General features: G+C 72.5%; 19 protein-coding genes. 10 read left to right on the plus strand and 9 right to left on the minus strand.

The annotated features are described in order from the left end of the window. The first annotated feature begins 142 nt into the window (after positions 1-142). The 7 genes from VNF07_04050 to VNF07_04080 all read left to right on the plus strand — a co-directional run bounded on the left by VNF07_04050 (position 143) and on the right by VNF07_04080 (position 8,276). Positions 143-751: an MBL fold metallo-hydrolase gene (locus VNF07_04050; protein HVB05404.1), complete on the plus strand. Its 609-nt coding sequence runs from the start codon at positions 143-145 to the stop codon at positions 749-751. Positions 752-818: 67 nt separating this feature from the next. Further along, complete coding sequence (locus tag VNF07_04055; GenBank protein ID HVB05405.1) at positions 819-2,075, plus strand: SufS family cysteine desulfurase; 1,257 nt, start codon at positions 819-821, stop codon at positions 2,073-2,075. Positions 2,076-2,077: 2 nt separating this feature from the next. Continuing rightward, on the plus strand, positions 2,078-2,560 hold the full coding sequence (locus tag VNF07_04060; GenBank protein HVB05406.1) for an SUF system NifU family Fe-S cluster assembly protein: 483 nt from the start codon (positions 2,078-2,080) through the stop codon (positions 2,558-2,560). Between the two features lie 79 nt (positions 2,561-2,639). After that, positions 2,640-3,605, plus strand: a complete 966-nt coding sequence (locus tag VNF07_04065; GenBank protein ID HVB05407.1) for an amidohydrolase family protein — start codon at positions 2,640-2,642, stop codon at positions 3,603-3,605. A gap of 58 nt (positions 3,606-3,663) precedes the next feature. Next, complete coding sequence (locus VNF07_04070) at positions 3,664-4,899, plus strand: Xaa-Pro peptidase family protein (GenBank protein HVB05408.1); 1,236 nt, start codon at positions 3,664-3,666, stop codon at positions 4,897-4,899. 118 nt (positions 4,900-5,017) lie between these two features. Then, positions 5,018-6,577: a PEP-utilizing enzyme gene (locus tag VNF07_04075; GenBank protein ID HVB05409.1), complete on the plus strand. Its 1,560-nt coding sequence runs from the start codon at positions 5,018-5,020 to the stop codon at positions 6,575-6,577. Between the two features lie 1,411 nt (positions 6,578-7,988). Continuing rightward, positions 7,989-8,276, plus strand: a complete 288-nt coding sequence (locus VNF07_04080) for a hypothetical protein (GenBank protein HVB05410.1) — start codon at positions 7,989-7,991, stop codon at positions 8,274-8,276. Here the strand turns inward: VNF07_04080 and VNF07_04085 are convergent. Then, entirely contained in the window at positions 8,269-8,961 is a 693-nt protein-coding gene (locus tag VNF07_04085; protein HVB05411.1) for a RidA family protein, read from the minus strand. The two genes, VNF07_04080 and VNF07_04085, sit on opposite strands and share 8 nt — an antisense overlap. On the opposite strand from VNF07_04085, the gene VNF07_04090 reads away from it, so the two are divergent. Together VNF07_04090 and VNF07_04095 are read left to right on the plus strand one after the other, a co-directional pair. After that, the gene (locus VNF07_04090) at positions 8,846-9,301 is read left to right on the plus strand and encodes a pyridoxamine 5'-phosphate oxidase family protein (GenBank protein ID HVB05412.1); all 456 of its coding nucleotides are present in this window, start codon (positions 8,846-8,848) and stop codon (positions 9,299-9,301) included. The genes VNF07_04085 and VNF07_04090 overlap by 116 nt on opposite strands. 158 nt (positions 9,302-9,459) lie before the next feature. Continuing rightward, complete coding sequence (locus tag VNF07_04095; GenBank protein HVB05413.1) at positions 9,460-9,720, plus strand: hypothetical protein; 261 nt, start codon at positions 9,460-9,462, stop codon at positions 9,718-9,720. On the opposite strand, the gene VNF07_04100 is transcribed toward VNF07_04095, so the two are convergent. Continuing rightward, a complete protein-coding gene (locus VNF07_04100; GenBank protein HVB05414.1) occupies positions 9,686-10,141 on the minus strand; it encodes a hypothetical protein in 456 nt (151 codons plus the stop codon). The genes VNF07_04095 and VNF07_04100 overlap by 35 nt on opposite strands. Positions 10,142-10,313: 172 nt before the next feature. Between VNF07_04100 and VNF07_04105 the strand changes: the two genes are divergently transcribed. Beyond that, entirely contained in the window at positions 10,314-10,781 is a 468-nt protein-coding gene (locus tag VNF07_04105) for a hypothetical protein (GenBank protein HVB05415.1), read from the plus strand. A 48-nt stretch (positions 10,782-10,829) separates the two neighbouring features. Here the strand turns inward: VNF07_04105 and VNF07_04110 are convergent, their stop codons facing one another. Genes VNF07_04110 through VNF07_04140 form a run of 7 tightly spaced genes read right to left on the minus strand, consistent with a single transcriptional unit; the run spans position 10,830 to position 20,408 of the window. Further along, positions 10,830-11,681: a hypothetical protein gene (locus VNF07_04110; GenBank protein HVB05416.1), complete on the minus strand. Its 852-nt coding sequence runs from the start codon at positions 11,679-11,681 to the stop codon at positions 10,830-10,832. A gap of 3 nt (positions 11,682-11,684) precedes the next feature. Beyond that, positions 11,685-13,109, minus strand: coding sequence for a hypothetical protein (locus tag VNF07_04115; GenBank protein HVB05417.1), 1,425 nt, complete (start codon positions 13,107-13,109; stop codon positions 11,685-11,687). 19 nt (positions 13,110-13,128) lie between these two features. Next, positions 13,129-15,657, minus strand: coding sequence for a DNA translocase FtsK (locus VNF07_04120; protein HVB05418.1), 2,529 nt, complete (start codon positions 15,655-15,657; stop codon positions 13,129-13,131). A 49-nt stretch (positions 15,658-15,706) separates the two neighbouring features. Next, positions 15,707-17,368: a ribonuclease J gene (locus VNF07_04125; GenBank protein ID HVB05419.1), complete on the minus strand. Its 1,662-nt coding sequence runs from the start codon at positions 17,366-17,368 to the stop codon at positions 15,707-15,709. Beyond that, entirely contained in the window at positions 17,361-18,284 is a 924-nt protein-coding gene (dapA, locus tag VNF07_04130; GenBank protein HVB05420.1) for a 4-hydroxy-tetrahydrodipicolinate synthase, read from the minus strand. The genes VNF07_04125 and dapA overlap by 8 nt, the downstream gene beginning before the upstream one ends. Before the next feature lie 55 nt (positions 18,285-18,339). Next, positions 18,340-19,149 (minus strand): 4-hydroxy-tetrahydrodipicolinate reductase, encoded by an 810-nt coding sequence (gene dapB / locus VNF07_04135; GenBank protein HVB05421.1) that lies wholly within the window; start codon positions 19,147-19,149, stop codon positions 18,340-18,342. After that, positions 19,149-20,408: a pitrilysin family protein gene (locus tag VNF07_04140; protein ID HVB05422.1), complete on the minus strand. Its 1,260-nt coding sequence runs from the start codon at positions 20,406-20,408 to the stop codon at positions 19,149-19,151. The genes dapB and VNF07_04140 overlap by 1 nt, the downstream gene beginning before the upstream one ends. Positions 20,409-20,420: the final 12 nt, after the last annotated feature.

A 20,420-nucleotide genomic window follows, 5' to 3' on the forward strand; every position in this document is an offset into this window, starting at 1 on the left:
ACCCTCCCTCGGACCCCGATCGGCACTCGGTGGATGCTACGGGCGGGGGCTCCGGCCGTGGCGGGAGCGCCAGCGGCGACCGCGTGCGCCGCCGGCCCCGGCGCCGGGCAGTCGCGCGGCGGAGCGGCCTAGCGTGGCTCGGGTGACACTTCACTACGAGGACGCCGCGCTCGAGGTCCACCGCCTCGTCGTCGGCCCGGTCGACAACAACGTCTTCGTGCTGCGCTGCAAACAGAGCGGCGAGGCGATGCTGATCGACGCCGCGAACGAGCACGAGAAGCTCCTCGAACTCTGCCAGGGCCTCGGCGTCCGCAGGGTCGTCGAGACGCACGGCCACTGGGACCACATCCAGGCCGTGCCGGCGATCCGCGATGCCGGCTACGAGGTCGCCGTCACCGCGGCCGACGCCGGGATGCTCCCCTCCTACGACCTGCTGCTCGAGGATGACGCGGTGCTCGAGGTCGGGCGGCTGCGGGTGCGCACGATCCACACCCCCGGGCACACGCCGGGCTCGATGTGCTTCCTCGTCGAGGGCGCACCGCTGCTGTTCTCCGGCGACACGCTCTTCCCGGGCGGACCGGGGAACACCTCCAACGCCTACGGGAACTTTCCCGAGATCATCGAGTCGATCGAGCGCCGCCTCTTCGCTGCGCTCGCCGCCGACACCCTCGTCCTCCCCGGCCACGGCCTCGACACCACCCTCGCAGCCGAGGAGCCGCATCTCGACGAGTGGATCGCGCGCGGCTGGTGAGCCACCCGGAGGCGGGATCGGCCGCCACCCCTAACATTGCCGGGGTGACCAAGGCCGGAGCTGGGCGATGAGCCGGGTCGAGGAGCACGTAGCGGCCCTCGACGTGGCGAGGATCCGCGCCGACTTCCCGATCCTCGAGCGCCACCCCGGCGAGCGCCCACTCGTCTACCTCGACTCCGCGGCCTCCGCGCAGCGCCCACGCGCCGTGCTGCGGGCGATGGACGACTACTACGAGACGACGCACGCCAACGTGCACCGCGGCGTGTACGCGATCGCCGAGGAGGCGACGCGGCGCTACGAGGCCGCCCGAGTCGCCGCCGGCCGGCTGATCGGCGCCCCCGACCCCAGCCACGAGATCGTCTTCACCAAGAACGTCACCGAGGCGATCAACCTCGTCGCCCACACCTGGGCCCGCAAGGAGCTCCGCGAGGGCGACGTGATCGTCCTCTCCGAGGCGGAGCACCACGCCAACCTCGTCCCCTGGCTGATGCTGAAGGAGGAGCGCGGGATCGAGCTCCGCTACCTCGGCCTGCGCGACGACTTCACGCTCGACACCGACGACCTCGAGACCCTCCTCGACGGGGCCCGCCTGCTCGCGGTGACCGCTGCCTCGAACGTGCTCGGGACGATCGTCGACCTGCCGCCGCTCGTCGAGGCCGCGCACCGCCACGGTGCCCTCGTGCTCGTCGACGGCGCGCAGATCGTCCCCCACCGCCGCGTCGACGTCGCCGCCCTCGACCTCGACTTCTTCGGCTACACCAGCCACAAGGCGCTCGGGCCGACGGGGATCGGCGTCCTCTGGGCGCGGCGCGCCCTGCTCGAGGAGATGCCCCCCTTCCTCGGGGGCGGGGAGATGATCTCCGACGTCCGCCTGGACGGCTTCACCCCGAACGAGGTGCCCTGGAAGTTCGAGGCCGGAACCCCGCCGATCGCCGAGGCGATCGGCCTCGCCGCCGCGATCAGCTACCTCGAGGAGGTTGGGATCGAGCGGATCACCTCCCACGAGGGGGCCCTCACCGCCTACGCCTTCGCCGAGCTCACCGAGCACCACCCCGAGCTCGTCATCTACGGCCCTCCCCCCGACCCGGCGCGCCGCGGCGGGGTGATCTCGTTCTCCTTCGGGGAGATCCACCCCCACGACGTCGCGCAGGTGCTCGACCAGCACGGCGTCTGCGTGCGCGCCGGCCACCACTGCGCGAAGCCGCTGATGCGGCGCCTCAACGTGACGGCGACGACGCGCGCCTCGCTCTACCTCTACAACGACGAGGGCGACGTCGACGCCCTCGTCTCCGCGCTCGGCGCGGTGCGGGAGATGTTCGGGTAGCGATGGCCGAGCTCGACGAGCTGTACCGGGAGATCATCCTCGACCACTACCGCTCGCCGCGGAACCGCGGCGCGCTCGAGAGCCCGCCCGCGCACCGCGCCGAGGGCTTCAACCCGCTGTGCGGCGACGAGATCGTCGTCTACGTCGAGGTCGCCGATGGCGTGGTCGCCAACGTCGCGACCGACGGCCAGGGCTGCTCGATCAGCCAGTCCTCCGCCTCGCTGATGTCGGCCGCGGTGAAGGGGAGGCCGCTCTCCGAGGTCCGGCGGCTGATGGCCGCCGTGCGCGCGATGTTCGCCGTCGACGGCGCCGACGAGAGCGGGGACGACCAGGCGGCGCTTCATGCCGAGGACCTCGGGGAGCTCGCCGCGATGCAGGGTGTGGTGAAGTTCCCCGCCCGGGTGAAGTGCGCGACCTTGTCCTGGACGACCCTCGCCCGCAGTCTCGACGAGGCCGATGAGGGCGGAGAGGCGCCCGCGCGCTGACACCGCGGCCGGCCCGGTCCCCCGGAGCAGGTCGAATATGCTCGCCCGACGGCCGGCCGAAGCCTGAGGGGGCGAGCGGGTGCTCATCGACGTCCACAACCACGTGATGCCGAGCGAGTCGCTCGACACCTTGTCCTCGGACCCCGTCTACGGCGTGCAGATCGTGGACGGCGAGTGGCGGGGCGTCCACCACGTGCCCTTCGAGGTGACCCCCTCGTTCTACGACCCCGCGGCCCGCCTCGCCGAGCTCGACGAGCGCCAGATCGGCGGTGCGGTCATCTCCTCGCCGCCGATGCTCTTCTATTACGACGTCCCCACCGACGCCGGGGTGACGCTCTGCGACAGCGCCAACGCCGGCATGGCCCGCTACTGCGAGCACGCCCCGGAGCGCTTCCGCTGGCTCGCCAACGTCCCCCTCCAGGACCCCACATCGGCCGCGACGGCGCTCGCCGAAGCGGCAGCCGCGGGCTGCGCGGGGGCGGGGATCGGCACCTCGGTCGCCGGCCGACGCCTCGACGAGGAACCCTTCGAGGAGTTCTGGGCGGCCGCCGCCCGCCTCGGGCTGCCCGTCCTCGTCCATCCCGCCTTCAACGAGCCGCACCACGGCCTCGAGCCGTACTACCTGCAGAACGTGATCGGGAACCCGCTCGAGACGACGGTCGTCGCCGAGCGGCTGATCTGCTCGGGCCTCCTCGCCCGCCACCCGCGCCTGCGCGTCGTGCTGCTGCACGGCGGCGGCTTCCTCCCCTACCAGCTGGGACGGCTGCGCCACGCCCGCAGCGTCCGCCCCGAGCTCGCCGACGCGCCGGAGGACCCCTTCTCGTTCTTGCCGCAGCTCTTCTTCGACACGATCACCCACGACGACGAGGCGCTCGCCTACCTCGTCTCGCGCGTCGGCATCAACCAGGTCGTCCTCGGCACCGACCTCCCCTACGACATGGCGATGGTCGAGCCCGTCGAGACGCTGCGGCGCGTCCTCGGCGAGAAGAGTACCGAGACGATCGGCGCCGACAACGCGGCGCGGCTGTTCGGCTTCGGCGGCTGAGGCGCTCCTGCCCGGTGGCACCCACCGGGCCCGTTCGATCTGACTGAGAGGACCAGAGATGGCGTCGTTCGGCAGTGTAGGGATGGACTGGCAGGAGCGGATCAACTGGTCGCGGATGCGCGCCCACCGCCTTGAGCGCGCCCGCGCGGCGATGCGCCGCCACGGCCTCGGGGCGATGCTCCTCATGTACGACGAGAACGTCCGCTACGTGACCTCGACGCTCACCCCCGGCTGGAACCGCCTGAAGCCGGGGCTGCGCTACGCGATCCTCGTCGAGGGGCGCGAGCCGATCCTCTACGAGCAGGGCGACATCGGCATCCACGTGAAGCGGCACTCGCCGTGGCTGCCGCCCGAGAACGTCCGCCACTCCTTCTCCTGGATCAAGGGGGCGGCCGGCCCGGCCTCGGAGATGCAGGTCGGCAAGTTCACCGCCGCGATCCTCGCCGACCTCGAGGAGGCGGGGGTTTTGGACCAGCCGCTCGGCACCGACTTCATCGACATCAACATGATCCGCGCCTTCGAGCGCGCGGGGATCAACTGGACCGACGGGATGACGCCGATGGTCGAGGCGCGCTCGGTGAAGAACGTCGACGAACAGGAGGCGATGCGCATCGTCGGTGCCATCGGCGACGCCCTGCACTACGAGTTCTCCCAGTTCCTGAAGCCGGGGCTGACCGAGAACCAGGTGACGGCGTTCGGGATGAAGTACCTCTTCGACATCCCCGGGATGGAGGACGTCGAGGACATCATCGTCTCCTCTGGGCCGAACGCATGGCCCAACTGGCGGAACTTCTCCGACCGCATCATCCGGCCCGGAGAGCTCGTCATCATCGACCTCGCCGCGCTCACCTGGAACGGCTTCAAGTCCTGCTACTACCGCACCTACTGCGTCGGCGGGAAGCCCAACGACGAGCAGCGCCGCTACTACGACCTCGCGCTCAAGTGGCTCTACGACTCGATCGATGCGGTGCGCGCCGGCGCGACGACGCGCGACATCGCGTCGCGCTGGCCCTCCGCGCAGGAGACCTGGGGCTACGAGGACGAGGACGAGGCGGCGGCCAACCTCTGGGGGCACGGCCTCGGCCTCGCGCAGTACGACATGCCGGTGATCAGCCGGATCTGGTCGCTCGACTTCCCCCAGACGATCGAGCCCGGGATGGTCTTCGCGCTCGAGACCCAGCACGGCAAGGTCCACGAGTTCGGCGTGCGCATCGAGGAGATGCTCATCGTCCACCCCGACCGCACCGAGATGATCACGACCTTCCCCGTCGGGGAGATCACCCTCGCCGGTTGACGAGTCGGGGGAGCCGCCCGCCCTGCTGATCGACCTCGACGACGAGGCGGCCCTCGACCCCTCGCTCGTCGGCGCCAAGGCCGCCGCGCTCGCCGCGGCACGGCGGCGGGGATGTGCGGTGCTCCCCGGCTTCGTGGTGCCGGTCGCGCACTTCGCGGCGGCGATCGACGACGCGGCCGCGCTCGTCGAGGGCGAGGGGGTGCACGCCGCGCAGCTGGCGCTCTCGCTCGCGCCGCTCCCGGGCGAGCTCGGCGGCGCCCTCGGTGCCGCCGCCGAAGCGCTCGGGGAGCGCCTCGTCTGTCGTTCCTCCTCCCCCGCAGAGGCCGAGGCGAGCTGGTCGGGGGCCTTCACCTCGTTCCTGGACGTCACCGCCGGGGAGCTCGCGACGGCCGTGCGGGGCTGTGTCGCCTCGGTCTTCCGACCCGAGGTCGAGGCTCGCCTGACCGGCGGGCAATTCCGCGCCGTCGCTCCCTCCGTCCTCGTCCAGCGCTACCTCTCCCCCCGCTGCGCCGGCACGGCGGTGGTGCTCGACGACGGCAGCGTCGAGGTCACCGCCGTCGAGGGGAGCCCCGCCGCGCTGCTCTCGGGCTGGGCCGAGGGGCTGACGGCGACCCTCTCAGGAGACGGCGCCGCGAGCGGCGCGGCGGTCGCGCTCGTCGGCGAGGCGACCCTCGCTGCGCTCGTCGGCGACCTCGGGCGCCTCGAGGGCGCGCCCGGCACCACCCTCGAGTGGGCCGCGTCCGGCGACGAGCTCCTCCTCCTGCAGGTGGGCCGCGCCGCACCGCGTGCCGGCCGCAGCGCCCGCCAACGGCCACCGGGACGGCCGCCGCTCTCCCCCGACGTCGCGGAACTCGCCGGACGGGCGGCGCGCACGCTCGCCACCTTCGCCGGGCCGCTCGGTGAAGCGCTGCTCCTCCCCTGGGCGCTCGCGCCGCTACGCCCGGGCAGGCACGTCGAGCCGCCGACGGAGCTCGCCGGGGCGCTGCAGCTCGCCGGCGAGCTGAACGGGCAGGCGCTTGCCGCGGCGGCGGCGACCGGGGAGGCTCTCCTTGACCGCCTCGCCACCCGCGCCGCCGACAGCGACCTGCGCGCCCTCTCGACGCTCCGCCCCGTCGACGCCGGCGGGGCGGCCGCGCTCGTCTGGTTCTGCGGCGCGCTGGCGCAGACGCTCGCGAGCGACGGCGCCCCGCCGGGCGACCTCTTCGGACAGTCCCTCGCGGCGCTCGGAGGCGGCAGCTCCGGGGGAAACCGCGGCAACAGCGGCCCCTCCCGCCTCGCACGTTGGCAGCGCTTGCTGCAGGTGGCGATCCCCTCCGCCGGCAGCAGCTACGTCGCCGAACCAGCGGCCGAGGGGCGCCTCGCCGGCCCGGCGCGGCGTGCCGACGCGACCGTCCGGGCAGCCGCCCTCGAGGCGGGCGCCGTGCTCGTCGTCGACCACCCGCTCCCCCGCTACGCCCCCCTGCTGTGGCGGGCGGGCGCCCTCGTGGCGTGCACCGGTGACGCGAGCGCGCACCTCTTCGAGGTGGCAAGGGCGCGCCGGATCCCCGCTGTCATCGTGCGCTCCCTCCCCATGGGTGAGATCGACGGACGCCTCGCCCTCGTCGACGGCGGCGAGGGCACCCTCGCGCTCCTCCCCCGGCGGGCCGCTTGGACCCGGGCCAGGGGCCAGCAGGGATAGGAGGTCCCCGCCAGGCATCCAGCCGTTGGGAGCATCCTCCGGCAGCCGCTACCCGGAGTGCCGAAATCCTCAGCCCCGCGGGCTGCTTCTCGCTGTGTTCGTGAGTAATATCGTGCCCGCGTGCTCGGTAATACAGTTAATCAACTGCGAGAGGTATTCGATTTTCAGTGCCTCTCCGAGCTAAGGTAAGTAAGGGACGAGAGTTATGAGAAGGACAATGTCCAAGCGAGTGGTGCCGGCACTTTTGGTATGTGGTCTTGCCGGAAGTGTAATGGGAGTCGCTGCTGAGACTGCATCCGCAACGACGAGTGCCACGGCTAAAGGTGTCGTCAAGGCAGTTCGTCCGATATTTCGCCAGCTTTACGTGACGGTAAACAAGAACACGGACATCTTCCGTGTCACAACGAAGGCGACCGTGACCCTCCACGGAAAGGTAAGCAGTCTCACCAGTCTCAAAGCAGGCGAGCAGGTTACCGTGACTTACACCGTCTCGGGGAACCGATGGAATGCATCCTTGGTCGCAGTCAAGTAATTGAGATACTGGTCTTGTTGGTGGGCCATGCGGTCTCTGGCCACCAACAAGGGACTGACCACCGCAACCTTTACTAGGGTTTTCGAGCCCTTGCTAGGGCCTTGGGCACAGGTTCCTGCCCTTGCCCTGCGGTGGGGCAGCCACGTCGAGGCGGACACGGCTGGTCCATCGTTGCGGGTTCCGACGGGGAGCGGGAGCGGTGCGAGCCCGAGGCGCGTGACGGAATGTCTCGTTCATCGCGAGCACTGTTCTCAAGCTCGGTGGACCCCGACCTCCCGGACTTTGGAATGGACTCGATCCGCGCCTTCCCTCACACCGGGTGGATGCCGCCCTATCGGGATTCAGTGTCCGGACTCCAGATGATGTCCCAGAGGTGGCCGTCAGGATCGCGGAAGTACCTGGAGTAGATGCCCCAAGGTCGTTCACGGGGGCGCCGGTAAGTGAAGCTCCGTCTTCCAGGGCCGATGCGAGCAGCCCGTCCACGTCTTCGCGTCTCGGAACGATGTGCCCGATGCTGAACCCACCGGACGAGGCAGGAGGGGGGTCGACTCCGGCGCCCTTCGCGGGCTCAGACCCCCAGCTTCGACGCTCTCGGTGGGCTCCTTCTCCGGCCAGCTCTCCGTCCCTCGTCGGCCTCGGCCAGGACGTCGGTGGTCGTCAGCATGCTGCGGAGCGCACCCGACGCCTGCAGCGGCGCCACCTTCCGGCTGGGCTACAAGGGCCTCGGAAACAAGGTCCGGAATTGAGAAGGATCCCGCTCTCCCTGCGCCTCCTCGTCGTGCTCGGCCTCGCCCTGCCGCGCGATCTCGTCTTCACCCCGTTCGCCGAGGCAACGTGGACGGGCGGCGGTTCAGGGCAGCCAGCGCACTCGCCTCCACGATGCCGAGCGGCGGCCAACCGAGCGTCAGCGCATCGGGCAGCAGCGTCACCCTCAGCTGGGCCACCGCGCGCTTCCCTGACAACCGCAGCGTCGCCGGCTACGTCATCAAGCGGTACGACGCGAACGGCTCCGCGGTGACGGTCGGTGCGAGTTGCAGCGGGACGGTGGGCACCACGACCTGCACCGAGTCCAACGTGCCTCCCGGCACCAGGACCTGCACCGACACGCCGGGGCAGGACAATTGGGCCGGCGGAGAAAGCCCGGGCGCGGCGTCGACCGTCAGCTGACGGTGGGTCCGAGGCCGGGGCTCCCGTCACCGACGACGGCCTCTGCCTCGATCTCCACGTGCCACCGAGGGTCGAGGAGAGCCGAGACGACCACCATCGTGGCGGCGGGCCGGACGTCGCCGAACACGGCGTCGTGCGCGCGACCGACGGCCTCGGCATGTGCCGCATCGGTGATGAACATGCGCGTTCGGACCACGTCGCGCACCTCGGCACCCGCGTCGCCCAGTGCCGCGGCGATGATCTCGAAGCACCGCCTCGCTTGCACCTCCACGTCCGGGTCGCACGAGCCGTCGGGCCAGATCGGAGCGGTTCCGGAGACGAGCACTCGGTCGCCGACCCGTAGCGCGCGACTGAACCCGATCGACTCCTCGAAGGGAGAACCTGAAGCAATCCGATCCCTCATCGCGCCATTCTCGTCGCCACTCGGCTCCGCGCGTTGCGGCCCGCGCCGCCCGGCTGAACCGGCTGGCTGCGCCGCGACCGACCACGTCCTGCATGCGACCCCTGCGCCGGCGAGGAGATGGCGGTGGCACCTCCCGCATATTGTCTGGCCCGTGCCGGCGTGGGAGGTGTTCGAGCAGACGGAGCCGGAATTCGCTGAACGGGTGCGGCGGCTGTTCGACGCCGGCCGCCACAAGACCATCGCGACGCTGCGCGCCGACGGTTCGCCACGAATCTCGGGCATTGAATGTCAGTTCACAGACGGCGAACTCCGCTTCGGTTCGATGGAGGGAGCGCGCAAGGGGGAGGATCTCAAACGGGATCCTCGCTTCGCGCTGCACGGCCCGACCTTCCATCCCGAGGAGGGCAAGGAGGGCGACTGGCCCGGTGAGGCGAAGATCGCGGGGCGAGCGGTCCAGGCGCCCGCGCGCACCACCGACGTTGCGGGGGCGCAACCCGACGGGGAGATGTTCACCGCCGACATCGGCGAGGTCGTCATCACCGGACTCAACAGCGGGGCCAGCAAGCTCGTGGTCGAGTCGTGGACGCCTGTGCAAGGACTCCGCCGGCTCGAGCGGGACTAACGAGGGTTCGCGCCCGTCGATCCCGGTCTCGGTGTCGCGCACGGGCTCCTCGACACGTCTTTCTCCGTACAGGTCCTAGAGTGATCGCAAGCGGCCTTCTGCAGTGAGGGTTCCCGGCGACTCGCGTCGCCTGTTGGGACCTGGAAGGCGGAAGCTCGATGGCGGATTCTCTGAACGGCACCAGCCTGCCGATCCCAGCCTTTGGCACCGACTCCGAACTCGACGAGGAGGTCGACGCCGATCTGCTGGCGATGGTGCAGGCCGTGGCCGGCCGTCTCGACCGGGTGAAGCGCGCGTTGGCCGATCTCGGCTCGGCAGTCCTGCTCGCGGAACTGCGCCAGCAGACAGAGCTGATCTGTGGGGCGCTCGACGAGCTCGCCGAGTTCAGCGAGCAGACGGTGAGAGCACTTCGCGTCTGACGACGACGGGCGGTGCGGACGACGCGCACGATCGTGACTGGCTCGGTCGCGGCGCGCCGCCCGCCTGCCATGCGGCCCAGATGAGCGGCACCTGCAGCGGGAGGCGTCCGAACGCGAGGAGCTCGGCCCGGGTGAGGTGCCCGCCGCTCTCGTGCGCGGCGTTCAATGCCATCTGGATGTTGCCGGGAAAGACGGCACCGAGGAGCAGCACGCTCGCGGAACGCGACCAACGAGCCCTCGTGGCCAGCCCACCGGCACAGATCAGCTCTGCCGCACCGCTCGCGTACGCCACGAGACGCGGATGAGCCAGCCACTTCGGAATGAGCGGCTCGAAGACCTTCGGGCGGATCAGGTGGACCAGACTCGAGGCGGCGAACAACAGCGCCAAGGCGTCCGGAGCGCGTCGGCGAAGGGACCCCACGACGCCAACCTATTGGTCGTGGACGACCCGGCGGCCGATCGCAGTGCCTCCGAGCAACCGGGCGCTCAGCCGGCAGGCGCCGGCGCACCCGAACCGGCGCTGCGCGCGCCGGCGACGCCGATGAGCTCAGGATCTGCCGAGGTCGCAACCGTGACAAGCTCCGCTCCAGAAGATGAACGACATGGCAGACGACAGCGTCAGCGCGAGCAGGGGGATCGACGCCCCGGCGGGGGCCGTCTTCGCGGTCCTCACCGATCCCGTACGGCACGCCACGATCGATGGCACCGGGTGGGTCTCCGAAAGTCTCGGCGACGAGCCGTTGATCGCCTCCGGGCAGATCTTCCGGATGACGATGTACCACCCCAACCATCCGAAGGGGAACTACGAGATGGCAAATCGGGTCGAGGTGTTCGATCCGCCGCGTGCCATCTCCTGGAGGCCCGGCTACGACGCGGACGACGGCGGGCTCGCCTTCGGTGGTTGGACCTGGCGCTACGACCTCGCGCAGACGACCGTCACGCTCACCTACGACTGGTCCGAGGTCCCCGACCCGATCCGGGAGCGCATCGGCTTCCCCCCGTTCCCTCCCGAGCACCTCGCCAACTCCCTCGCCCACCTCGCCGAGCTGGTGGCCGGCTGACCCCGGCCGTCGGCCACCCCGCGAGCGGTCGTCGGGCGGCCCCGGCGATCAGTCGCTGAGGACGAGGCCGGCGAGGTCGGGCGCGAGCACGACGGCCCGCCCGGCGAGGCCGCACCTCTGGAGCGCCGCCTCGCCCGCCTCGCGGGCGGCCGCCGCCGCGTGCGCCTCGACGCAGATCCCGAGCAGGCTCGGCCCCGCCCCGGACCAGGTCGCGACGGTCGCTCCCCCCGCCCGGAGCGCGGCGAGCAACTCGGGTGCCTCGGGGTACAGGGCGCTGCGCGCCTCCTGGTGGAGACGGTCCTCCCCCGCCTCGGGGACGAGGGCATCGCGGTCGGCGAGGCCGGCGAGGAGGAGGCCGAGGCGACCGAGGTTGAAGGTCGCGTCGCCGAAGGGGACCGTCTCGGGGAGGAGCGCGCGCGCCGCCTTGGTCTCGAGCTGGCGGTCGGGGACGACGACGACGAACGACAGCCCGGCGTCGAGGGGGAGGGGGCGCACGAGGGGCACCCCCTCGACGAGGGTGGCGGCGACGAGGCCGCCGAAGCGCGAGGCGGCGGCGTTCTCCGCGTGGCCGTCGTAAGCGGCGGCGACGGCGAGCGGGTCGTCGGCGCCCGCGGCGGCCGCCGCGGCGAGGGCGAGCGCCGCCGAGGAGCCGAGGCCGCGGCCGACGGGGATCTGCGAGCGCACGAGGATCTCGAGGTGCCCGCTCCCCGCGACGGCGCAGGCGACGCGCGCCGCGAGGTGCCCCTCGTCGGTCGGCAGCTCCGCGCCCTCCCCCTCGCTGTGCAGGAGGAAGCGGCGGGCGGGGCGCACCTCCACCTCGACGTGCAGGGAGAGCGCGAGCCCGAGGACGTCAAAGCCGGGGCCGAGGTTCGAGGTCGAGGCGGGGACCCTCGCCCGCACGCCCTACCCCGCTGCCGCGAGCGAGCTCGAGATCGCGGTGGAGGGGAGCGTCGTCGGGGTCGTCCCGCCGAGGACGGTCGCCGTCGTGCCGCCCGCGGTGCTCGGCGCCGTGGCGGCGGTGAGCGGCACCGAGGCGAGCACGCCACCCGGGCTCGACACGACGAGGTCGGCGAAGACCGCCCCTGAGGAGATGGCGGGGACGGGCGTGCGCGAGACGACCTGCTCGTGGAGCTTCATCCCCGGCCAGCCGACGATGAGCGGCGAGCCGCCCGCGGCGTAGAGCGAGGTGCTCGAGCCGCCGAGGGCGACGGTGCCGACCGAGCTCGTCGGGAGCGGCAGGCGGTAGCCGACGAGCGAGCGGCCGGCGGCGGCGAGGAGCGTCTCGTCGACGCGCGCCGCCTGCCCGAGCCCGCCCGCCTGGCCGAGGGAGACGGCGACCACGAGGACGTGGCGGCCGGCCGCGGTGCGGTAGGCGGCGGTCGCGAGGCAGCCCTGGGCCTGTGAGGTGAAGCCGGACTTCACGCCGATGATCCCGTCGACGCCGAGGCCGGGGTTGTAGTTCCAGATCGTGCCGGCGACGGGGAAGGGGAGCGAGGGCTTGGCGACGATGCCGCGCACGACGGGGCTCTGCATCAGCGCCGCGGCGAGGAGCGCCTGGTCCGTGGCGTCCGAGCGCGATGCCGGGTTCACCCCGCTCGCGTCGGCGTAGTGGGTGTGGTGCATGCCGAGGGCCTTGGCGGTGGTGTTCATCTTCACCACGAAGGAGGCGACCGAGCCCGCATCCCAGGAGGCGAGGAAGTCGGCGACATTGTCGGCGGAGGGGATGAGCAGCGCCTCGAGTAGCTGGTGCTCGGTGAGCTGCTCGCCGAGGGTCACGGCGACGTTCGACTCGTTGGTCTGGTCGGCGTGCACCCAGGCCTGGACGTCGGCGCGGCCCATCGTGAAGGTCGGGCCCTCGGCGCCGGCGGTGAGCGGGTGGTCGCGCAGCACCAGGTACGCGGTCATCATCTTGGTAAGGCTGGCGATCGGGACGACGGGGCTCTTCGCCGAGCGCGCCATCACGCCCTCGCCGAGGACGGCGACGGCGCCCTCGCCCTTGGCGGACCAGGGGAAGGCGGCGAGCGTGCCGGGCACCGCGTGCACCGTGCGCAGCGCCGCGGTGAGCACCGCCGTCGGGTGCGTCGCGGGGGCGTCGGTCTGGGGCGCGGCGCCGCCTGCGCCGACGAGCCCCCACAGCCCGAAGGCGAGGGCGAGGGCGAGCCCGCCCGCGATCGCGCGGTTGCGGCGGATGCGGCGGCGGCGGCGCCGGCGGTCGAGCAGGCGCGCCTCGCGGCGGCGGCGGTCGAGGACCGCCTGGCGGCTCTCGACGGCGGCCACGACGCCGTCGTCGTAGAGCTGCGGGCGCGGTCCCCCGTCGAGATCGATCACGTGAACCGGTGGCGGGCGCTCAGCGCGACTGGTCGAGCTCGTCGGGGGTGAGCAACACGGCGCGCGCCTTCGAGCCCTCTGAGGGGCCAACGACTCCCCGCCGCTCGAGCAGGTCCATCAACCGGCCCGCGCGCGAGAAGCCCACCCGGAGCTTGCGCTGCAGCATCGAGGTCGAGCCTAGTTGCGAGCGCACCACCAGCTCCATGGCCTGATTGAGGAGCTCGTCGTCATCGTCCTCGCCGGCGCCCGGCCCGCCGCTCTCGCCGTCCTCGCCACCAGCGACGCCCTCCACGTAGATCGGCCCGCTCTGGCGGCGCCAGTGGCCGACGACGCCGCGCACCTCCTCCTCGGAGACCCACGGCCCCTGGATGCGCCGGGGGACCGACGAGGAGGCGGTGAGCAGCAACAGGTCGCCGCGGCCGACGAGCCGCTCGGCGCCGGGCTGGTCGAGGATGACGCGCGAGTCGGCGAGCGAGGAGACCGAGAAGGCGAGGCGGGAGGGGACGTTCGCCTTGATCACCCCGGTGATCACGTCGACGGAGGGGCGCTGGGTGGCGATCACGAGGTGGATGCCGACGGCACGGGCCATCTGCGCGATGCGGCAGATCGACTCCTCGACGTCGCGGGCCGCGACCATCATCAGGTCGTTCAGCTCGTCGACGACGACGAGGATGAAGGGGAGGCGCGTCGCCGCGAGCTTGTCGCCGCCGGCGCGTACCTCCGCGACCGCCTGCGCGGCGAGCGAGGGCGCGGGGAGGAGCTCGCCTGTCTCGGGGTCGACCTCGCGGTCGAGCGCTGCGAGCACCTCCTCGAACTCCTCGCCGAGGTCCTCGAGCGCAGCCTCGTCCGGCGGCTCGAGGGCGCCGTCGAAGGGGCCGGTCGCGAAGTCGCCGCGGTCGATCGCCGCGTTGTAGCCGGTGATGTCGCGCATCCCCGCCTCGGCGAGCAGGTCGTAACGGCGCTCCATCTCCGTCACCGCCCAGCTGAGGGCGTTGGCGGCGCGCTTCGGGTTCACGACGACGGGGGTGAGGAGGTGCGGCAACCCGTTGTACTGGCCGAGCTCGACCCGCTTCGGGTCGACGAGGATCATCCGCACCTGCTCGGGGGTCGAGCGCATCAGCACCGAGGTGATGATCGAGTTGATGCAGGAGGACTTGCCCGCGCCGGTCGCGCCGGCGATCAGCAGGTGGGGCATCTCCGCGAGGTTGACCATCACGGCGCGCCCCGCGATGTCCCGTCCGAGCGCCACCTCGAGGGGGTGCGCAGCGCGCCGCGCCTCCTCGGAGGAGAGCACGTCGCCGAGCGTCACCAGCTGGCGGTTGACGTTCGGGACCTCGACGCCGATCGCGCTGCGGCCGGGGATCGGGGCGAGGATGCGCACGTCGGGGGAGGCCATCGCGTAGGCGATGTCCTTCGCGAGGCTCGTGACGCGCGCCACCTTCACCCCCGAGCCGAGCTCCAGCTCGAAGCGGGTCACAGTCGGGCCGACGGTCGAGCCGACGAGGTGGGTCTCGACGCCGTGGCCGGCGAGCGCCCGCTCGAGGACCTTGCCGCGCTCCTCGACCTCCTTGCGGTCGGTGCGCTGCGCCGCGCTGCGCTGCAGGAGGCGCGCCGCGGGGAGGCGCCACGGCCCCGGTGTCGGCACCACGCCGAGGCTGAGCTGCTCGGGCTGACCACCGCCCTCGGTCTCGGCGGCCGGCTCGGGGGCGGGCACGGCGAGCGACGGCGCGGGCGAGCGCTCCGGCTCCTCGTCGGCCTCGGGGGGGGCGTCGTCGTCGGTGAGGATCGGCCCGAGCTCGGCGCCGTAGTCGACGAGGACGGGGCGGGGGGCCGCCTCGACGGGGCCCGCGGCGGCGCGCTCACGACGCTCGAGGAGGGTGACCGAGGAGCGGGAGAGGCTCGTCGCGAGCTGCCACATCCCGACAAAGGCGCGCCGCAGCGGCACCGCGGCACAGGCGACGCCGCTCATGAAGATGAGAAGGAGGAGGAGCACGGTCGCCCCGGCGCCGCCGAGGAAGCGGTGCAGCGGGCCGCCGAGGGCCGCGCCGAGGTAGCCGCCGGCGCCGCCGAGGATCTTGCGGCCGGCGTGCAGTCCCGGGAGGCCGCTTGCGAGGTCGGCGAGCGCGGCGACGAGCACCGCCAACAGCGCGACGGGGAGGAGGGCGCCGCCCGGGCCGCGGCGTGTGCGGCCGGCGACGAGCGAGAGGCCGGCGACGACGAGCGCCGGAGCGAGGAGGTCCTCGCCCCAGCCGATGCCGTAGGCGGCGTTGCGGGAGAGGTAGTGGCCGGCGAGGCCGAGCAGGTCGAGGTAGATGCCGAGGGCGGTGAGCACGCCGACGGTCATGAAGGTCCAGCCCCAGACCTCGTCGGGCTGGCGGCGGACGAAGGTGGCGAAGCGCTCGGCGAGCGGCGGGTGGGTGGTGTGCCTCGCCGCGGCGCTGCGCGCCGTGCCCTTCCCCGTGGCGCGCGAGGCGCCGGTCGGGCGCTTTTTCGCTCCGGTGCTCTTGGCGCGGGCCGCGGGGGGCCGCGTGGTCTTCGCAACAGCCACAGTGGGCACAACGCTAACACCGGCAACAGCGCCTGAGCTGGAGCTTCGGTCAGGCCTCCATGACCACGGGGACGATCATCGGACGGCGGCGGGTGCGGTCGCTGACGAAGCGGCCGACGGCGCGGCGGGCGACGCGCCGCAGGGTGTCCTGGTCCCAGGAGCCCCCCTCGACGGCCTGGCCGACCGCCTTCGCGACCTCGGCGCGCGCCTCGTCGAGGATCGCCTCCCCCTCGTCCGCGTGCACCCAGCCGCGGGTGATGATCTCCGGGCCGGTGATGATCTCGCCGGTCTTCAGGTCCACCCCGAGGATCACGACGATCAGCCCCTCCTCGGCGAGCAGCCGCCGGTCGCGTAGCACCCCGTGGCCGACGTCGCCGACGATGCCATCGACGAAGAGGTAGCCGGCGGGCACCTCGCCGTCAAAGTCGATGCCCTCGGCGTCGACGCGGATCGCGTCCCCGTCCTCGCAGAGGAGCACCCGGTCGGGGCTGACCCCCATCTCGATCGCCAGCCGGGCGTGCGCGAGGAGGTGGCGGTACTCGCCGTGAACGGGGACGAAGCAGTCGGGCCGGGCGATCGAGAGCAGCATCTGCAGCTCGCCGCGCTTCGCGTGCCCCGACGTGTGCACGTAGGCGATGCCCGAGTGCACCACGGTCGCGCCGCGCCGGGCGAGGCCGTCCATCACCCTGGAGACCGCCCACTCGTTGCCGGGGATGGCGTGCGAGGAGAGCACGACGACGTCGCCGTCCTGCGCGGAGAGGCGGCGGTTCTCGCCCGAGGCGAGGAGGGCGAGCGCGGACATCGGCTCGCCCTGCGAGCCGGTCGAGATCACGCAGACCTCGCTCGGCGGGAGGTCGTCGACCGATTCCACGTCGACGAAGACGCTGCCGTCGACGTGCAGCAGGCCGAGCGAGCGGGCGAGGGCCACGTTGCGGATCATCGAGCGGCCGAGGAGCGAGACCTTGCGGCCGTTGGCGGTCGCCGCGTCGCAGAGCTGCTGGATGCGGTGGATGTGGCTCGCGAAGCAGGCGACGATGATGCGCCGGTTCGGGTGCTCGGAGAAGATCACCCTGAGCGACTCCCCGACGGTGCGCTCGGACTGGGTGAAGCCCTGCTCCTCGACGTTGGTCGAGTCCGCGAGGAGGAGGCGGATCCCCTCCTCCGAGGCGATCGCGCCGATGCGCGCCAGGTCGGTGCGGCGGTCGTCGACGGGGGTGAGGTCGAGCTTGAAGTCCCCCGAGTGCAGGATCACCCCCGCCGGCGTGTGGAAGGCGGTGGCAAAGCCGTTCGGCACGGAGTGGGTCACGGGGATGAACTCGACGTCGAAGGCACCGACGCGCCGCCGCTCCCCGTCGTGCACCTCGACGAAGTCCGCCTTGGCGAGCAGCCCCGCCTCCTCGACGCGGCCGCGGGCGAGGCCGAGGGTGAGCGCCGAGCCGTAGATCGGGGCGGAGAGCTCGGCGAGCAGGTAGCCGAGGCCGCCGACGTGGTCCTCGTGGCCGTGGGTGAGGAAGATCGCGTCGATGCGCTCCGCGTTCTCCCGGAGATAGGTGAAGTCGGGGAGGACGAGGTCGACGCCGGGCATCTCGGCGTCGGGGAACATCACCCCGCAGTCAAGGACGGCGAGGCGGCCGTCGACCTCGATCACGGCACAGTTGCGGCCGATCTCCCCGAGGCCGCCGAGGAAGACGACGCGCACGGCGTCAGCCACGCACACCCCGTGACGAGCGGAAGGTGTCGAGGTCGGCGAGGACGTCGCGCGCCCGCTCCTCGAGCCAGTGCGGCGCCTCGCCGAGGGGGAGGCGGCACTCGCCGGCGGGGAGGCCGAGGACGCGCAGCATCGCCTTGGTGGGCATCGGGTTCGGTGTCTCGTCGCCCGTCTCGTAGGTGAAGCTCGGCACGAGCGCCCGCAGCAGCGTGAGCGCCTCCTCGACCTCGCCACGCAGGAAGCTCTCCACCATCTCCCGGCACTCCGCGCCGCACCAGTGGGCGGCCACGCTGATCAGCCCCGTGGCGCCGACCGAGAGGAGGGGGAGGGTGAGGAGGTCGTCACCGGAGTAGCACTCGAAGTCATCGGGCGCCTCGGCGAGCAGGCGGGCGGTGCCGGCGGGGTCTCCCGAGGCGTCCTTCAGGCCGACGATGTTCTCCACCTCGGCCAGCGCGAGCAGGGTCTCGGCGGCGATCCGCCGCCCGGTGCGGATGGCGATGTCGTAGAGCACGACAGGAAGCTCGGTCGCCGCCGCGACCGCACGGAAGTGCGCCGCGAGGCCCGACTGGCCGGGGCGGGAGTAGTAGGGGGTGACGGCGAGGATCCCGCTCACGCCGGCGCGGCTGGCGGCGCGGGTCAGCTCGACCGAGTTCTCCGTGTCGGCCGAGGTCGAGCCGGCGAGCACCGGCACCGAGACGGCGGCGGCGACCTCCCGCCAGACGAGCTCGCGCTCCTCGTCGGACAGCGCCGTCGACTCGCCGGTCGAGCCGGTGAGGACGAGGCCGTCCGAGCCGTTCTCGGCGAGGTGGGCGGCGAGCTTCACCGCCCCCTCGACGTCGAGGGCGCCGTCGCGGTCAAAGGGCGTCGCCATCGCGGTGAGCACCCGGCCGAAGCGCGCCGGGCGCAGGGCGGTCGTCACGCCCCGACGCTACCAGCGGGCCGCCGCAGGCCTCTGTGGGAGTGGTGCGGGAAGGTCATCGCGGCGCTCGATCGAGGAGCGCGTCGAGGCCGACGGTGAAGCCGGGCGTCGTCGCGACCTTGCGCAGCGCGAGCAGCACGCCGGGCATGAACGAGGTCCGGTCGTAGGAGTCCTGGCGGAGGGTGAGCGACTGCCCCGTCGTCCCGAAGAGGACCTCCTGGTGGGCGACGAGGCCGGCGAGGCGCACCGAGTGGAGGTGGACCCCCGCCTCCGCGACGCCGCCGCGCGCCCCCTCGAGCACCGTCACCTCGGTCGGGTCGGCACCGAAGGGCCCCGCCCCGGCGCGCGCCTCGGCGATCCGGCGCGCCGTCTCGAGCGCCGTGCCAGAGGGGGCGTCGCGCTTTTGGTCGTGGTGCAGCTCGATGATCTCCGCGGAGGAGAAGTAGGGCGCGGCGAGCGCGGCGAGGCGCATCATCAGCACCGCCGAGATCGCGAAGTTCGGGGCGAGGACGCAGTTCGGCGCCCCCTCGGGGCCAAACGCGGCGGCGAGCTCGGTGAGCGCGGCGGCGCCGAGGCCGGTCGTCCCGCAGACCCCGTGCACGCCGTTGGACGCGCACCACCGGAGGTCGGCGAGGGCGGCGGGGGCGACGGTGAAGTCGACGAGGGCGTCGACCGACCCTGGCGCGAAACCCTCGGGGCCGGCTGTCACGGTGACCGCCTCGTCGAGACCGGCGAGCTCGCGCAGCGTCGCGCCCGCGGCGGCCGGGTCACAGGCCGCGACGAGGTCGAGGTCGGGCTCCGCCGAGACCGCGGCGAGGACCGTGCGCCCCATCTTCCCGGCTGCGCCGGCGACCGCGACGCGCATCAGCCGGCTCCGGACGGGGCCGCGAAGGCGGCGAAGTCGCCCTCGTCGAAGGGGCCCACGACGGCGAGCGAACGGGGGCCGGCGAGCACCTCGGCGGCGACCTCGGCGACCTCCTCGACCGTCACCGCGTCGATGCGCGCCGCCAGCTCGTCGGTCGACAGCACCTCTCCGTGCAGCAGCAACGAGGCGCCGATGCGGCTCATCCGCGAGCCCGAGTCCTCGAGGCTCAAGAGGGTGTCGGCCTTCACGTGGCCCTTGGCGAGGGCGAGCTCGGCCGCGGTCACCCCCCGCGCGGCGAGGTCGTCGAGCTCGGCGGCGACGATGCCGAGCACCTCCTGGACGTGCTCGGGGGCGGTGCCCACCGAGACGGCGAGCGCCCCGGCGTCGGCGTAGGCGACACGGTCCGAGATGATCGAGTAGCAAAGGCCCCGCTCCTCGCGGACCTTCTGGAACAGCCGCGAGGAGAGGCCGCCGCCGAGGCTGTGGTTGAGCAGCGAGAGCGCGAAGCGCCGCGGCGAGCGGCGGGCGGGGGCGCGCATCCCGAGGACGAGCTGGGCCTGCTCGCTGTCGCGCTTGGTCGCGTCGAGGAGGCGGACCTGCGCGGCGGGGGCTTCGCGCCCGGGTGGGCCGCCGAGCGGGAAGCCGCCGAAGCGCGCCTCCAGCGTCTCGGCGAGCGCCGCGTGGTCGACGTCGCCGGCCGCGGCGACGACGACGTTGCCAGGTCGGTAGTGCAGCTCGAAGAAGTCGCGGATCTCCGCGACGCCGACGGAGGTGATCACGTCGGGGAGGCCGAGCACCTCGCGCCCGAGCGGGTGGCCGGGGAAGATCGCCTCGGCGAAGCGCTCCTGCACGACGTCGGCGGGCTCGTCGAGGTGCATCAGCACCTCCTCGAGGATCACCTGCCGCTCGGCGTCGACCTCGTCGGGGCGCAGCGCCGGGTCGCTCATGATGTCGGTGAGGACGTCGAGGCCGAGGTGCAGGTCGTCCGCGAGGAGGCGCACGTAGAAGGCCGTGTACTCCTTGGTCGTGTAGGCGTTCATGTCGCCGCCGACGGCGTCGATCGCCTCCGCGATCTCGCGCGCGCTGCGCCGCGGCGTCCCCTTGAAGAGCAGGTGCTCGAGGAAGTGCGAGATCCCCGCCTGGCGGTCGCTCTCGTCACGCGAGCCGGTGCCGACCCAGAAGCCGACGCACGCCGAGCGGACCGGCATCGCCTCGGTGACGAGCCGGATTCCGCACGGCAGCGTGGAGATGTCGATCATCGGCGGGGTGCC

It is taken from the genome of Acidimicrobiales bacterium, assembly GCA_035533595.1.
Classification (GTDB): Bacteria; Actinomycetota; Acidimicrobiia; order Acidimicrobiales; family Bog-793; genus DATLTN01.